Origin of the sequence: Dyadobacter sp., assembly GCF_051859145.1 — a bacterium.
GTDB lineage: Bacteria > Bacteroidota > Bacteroidia > Cytophagales > Spirosomataceae > Dyadobacter.
Map to the genome: position 1 here is coordinate 1 of NZ_JBHYGF010000436.1, position 3,227 is coordinate 3,227.

Annotated in this window: 3 protein-coding genes and 1 pseudogene; all 4 read left to right on the top strand. The window is 46.5% G+C overall.

Features of this window, described 5'->3' with window-relative positions; genetic code table 11:
* The first annotated feature begins 164 nt into the window (after window positions 1-164).
* Window positions 165-518: a nitrite reductase small subunit NirD gene (nirD, locus tag ACTIE6_RS21170; protein WP_439558532.1), complete on the top strand. Its 354-nt coding sequence runs from the start codon at window positions 165-167 to the stop codon at window positions 516-518.
* 4 nt (window positions 519-522) lie between these two features.
* On the top strand, window positions 523-1,950 hold the full coding sequence (locus ACTIE6_RS21175; RefSeq protein WP_439558533.1) for an ATP-binding protein: 1,428 nt from the start codon (window positions 523-525) through the stop codon (window positions 1,948-1,950).
* Between the two features lie 24 nt (window positions 1,951-1,974).
* Window positions 1,975-2,649 carry a response regulator gene (locus ACTIE6_RS21180; RefSeq protein ID WP_439558534.1) on the top strand — a complete coding sequence of 225 codons (675 nt, stop codon included), beginning with the start codon at window positions 1,975-1,977 and terminating at the stop codon, window positions 2,647-2,649.
* Window positions 2,650-2,873: 224 nt separating this feature from the next.
* Window positions 2,874-3,227: pseudogene (locus tag ACTIE6_RS21185) on the top strand (ATP-dependent helicase); the annotation flags it as partial.

Consider the following 3,227-nt stretch of genomic DNA (forward strand, 5'->3'; position numbering starts at 1 on the left):
GCAACAATATGCTGCACTTTGGAGAACGCACGGTCAAGCGTTGCCACATTCGCTACCAGCAGCGCGGTAAGCAGCATAAAAAAAAAACAACACAAAAAAAACAAACAAAAAAAAAAAAGCCCAAAGCCGTTTGCCGACGGCCGACAGCCTAAAACATTCATCCCATGAACACCCAAACCAACATCGAAACAAAAGTAACCTGGCATTTCGCTTGTCAGGTAAGTGATATCCCTGAGGACGGCGGCGGTTGTGCGCTGATTGACGGGAAACAAATCGCTATATTTAATTTCGCGAGAAGAGGCGAATGGTATGCAACTGACAACGAATGTCCGCACCGGCAGCAAATGGCCGTGGCGCGCGGGATGATCGGGAGCCAGGATGGTGAACCGAAAGTAGCTTGCCCTTTTCACAAAAAAACCTTTTCATTGCAAACCGGGCAGTGCCTCAATGACACTGCTTATCAAATTAAAACCTTTCCGGTAATGGTGAAAGAAAACCTCGTGTATATCGGAATATGAGCAAATGGAAAGACTCGACAAACGGGTAGCAGGTAGTCTGACAAGATTTTACGTGGTCGCATTGTGTGTAGTTGCATTGCTTACACTCAGCGGCTTATTCCTGATCAGGAAAACCATCAGTAACCTCAACCACGACAGTCGGGTGGTAAATGTGGCGGGGCGACAGCGGATGCTGAGCCAGCGGCTGACGAAGCTTGCATTGCTCAAAATCAATGGTACTCCGCATAGTGACTCGGCCCGTTTCTCGGAACTGCTCGATCTCTGGAAAACAAGTCATGAAAATCTTGCTAACAGAAGATTGCCGCTTGAAAAAGGCTATGTAACGTGGAAAAGTCCGGTATTGGACCAAATGTTCACCGAACTTCAACCGGTGTTTGACGAAATGTACACGCAATTTCTCAACATTGAGCGCGATACTCCCGCCGAAGCCAGTCAGGAAGGATTACAACTTATTTTAGAGAATGAACCCCGTTTTCTTGCCAAAATGGACAAGATCGTTTTTCAGTTTGACCGGGAAAGCTTCGAGCGGCTGGAAAACCTGGAAAGAATAGAATGGATCCTCGATATCATGACCATTCTGGTACTGCTGGCTGAGGGTTTGCTGATTTTCAGACCGGTGGTAAATACAACCAGAAGAGTTGTAAGAATGCTGACCGAGTCTGAAAATGCATTGCAGCTTTCTAACCAAAAACTGAAACAAGCCAATATGCAGCTCCTGGAAGCACAAAATGAATTGTTGCGTGTAGAAGAAGAAAAGTACCAGATGAAATTGGCCGAAAACCAGATCCGAGCGGCTTCGCTAATTGAAGGACAGGAAGAGGAGCGAAAACGGTTTGCATTGGAACTGCACGACGGTATCGGCCAAATGCTGACCGGGCTCAAATTGCACGCGGAAAAACTCAAATCGGTGCAGTTTCATGATGAAAAACATAAGCGGCAGTTCGAAAAGCTTGTGGCACTCGTGCAGGATATTATCCAGACTACGCGGCAGGTATCTTTCAATCTCATGCCCTCGGTACTGAATGATTTTGGACTTGCTGCCGCATTGAAACTGCTTTGTGACCAGACAGCTGAAATTGCAGGTGTGCGGGTTGACTTTGAAGGGGATACCAGTTCCAGGATTGCTATCAGTGGCATTATGGAAACGAGCCTGTACCGGATCGCGCAGGAAGCGCTTAACAATGCGATCAAGCATGCCGGTGCCGATCGCATTAAGATTAAATTGGAACAGAGCAGTAATCGTATTATTTTGGAGATCGCCGACGATGGGAGGGGTTTTGAAATGGACCAGCTGAAAACGGAGGGTGGTTTTTCAACTTCCGGCAATGGAATGGAAAATATCCGCACCAGGAGCCAGCTGCTCAATGCCAGAATGAATATCACCTCCAAGATCGACGGCGGCACCAGGCTGGTCCTGGAAGTTGAATTGTGAACTGTCACTCCTTTTTAAAGCAGAATGCGTATACGGATTTTGGTTGTCGATGACCACTCGGTTGTCAGGCAGGGGATTATCACCTTGCTCGAAGATGAAGAAGACCTGCTGATCGCAGGCGAAGCAGCCGATGGTGACGAAGTGTGGGATATGGTCGAAAAAGTGAATCCGGACGTGATTTTGCTTGACCTGACTATGCCGCGGGTACCCGGACTGGACGTGATCAAACAGATTGTTCCTGCGTTCCCGAATGTTAAAATATTGGTTTTCAGTATGCATAACAATGCGGATTACATTGTAGCATCCGCATTGAGCGGCGCGGCGGGATACCTGCAAAAAGACGCGAGCCGCGACGAAATGCTGCTGGCGATCCGCGCCATAGCAAAAGGAGATTTATACTTCCCGCCTTCTGCTTCTTCCATTATCATTAAAAAATTAATGAAACAGCTGCTCGTCGCGCCCGAGCCAGCCCCGGCGAAAGACGAAATGGAAGGGAAATCTGTATGGAGTCTCCTGACCCCGCGCGAGCAGCAAATCCTGAAATGCCTGATTGAAGGAATGAGCAGCAAGGATATTGCTGAAAAATTCGAGATCAGCTCCAACACAGTTGCGAATCAGCGCGCGAGTATCATGAAGAAAACGAATGTAAAAAATACGGCAGAACTGGTAAGCCTGGCTTTGAAAAAGCATGCGCACTAGCCGCTTTTCCAGATTTACCCGCTCCGAGTGACAGGTTTGCACATATAGAATTCTTTGGTGACCACTCGTAATTTTTTCTACAAATAACCGCTTTTGCAGCAGCGCGGCACTTTCATTTAGGTGTGATTTGACTTATATTTGATGTTTCCCAATTTTCAAAAGAGGTTCTCTCCTACTCTTTGGGAAGTATTTCGTCAACACTTATTACCAGTAGAAACCGGATAATGAAAGTATCTCCGTCCGAGCCATTTAAGATTGTTTACTCAATTTTGAACCATGAATATTTGGGGTATATTTTTGAAGCTTTCGCTGTCCAGCTGAATGCACAAGGCGACTTTACGTTTCAGATCCAGAATATATCCTCCAAAAACGTCAAGGAGTTCAGAAGCGGGCTCGACGCAGTTGATTTTGAGCTGGTAAAGCTCATCGACGATATCCAGCAGGATTCGGTAGTACGAAAGTTTAATACTAAAAAACTGAATGCAGTCGACTTTTTCCTTAAAGTTTACGATGCACAAAAAGGTGACAAGACCATTCAGGAGGCTATCGCAAGCTATCTCGAAAATAGCAAGGCGCGG

Coding starts and splice junctions, on each gene's coding strand:
- ACTIE6_RS21175 (WP_439558533.1), top strand. CDS start 523: ATGGAAAGACTCGACAAACGGGTAGCAGGTAGTCTGACAAGATTTTAC.
- nirD (WP_439558532.1), top strand. CDS start 165: ATGAACACCCAAACCAACATCGAAACAAAAGTAACCTGGCATTTCGCT.
- ACTIE6_RS21180 (WP_439558534.1), top strand. CDS start 1,975: ATGCGTATACGGATTTTGGTTGTCGATGACCACTCGGTTGTCAGGCAG.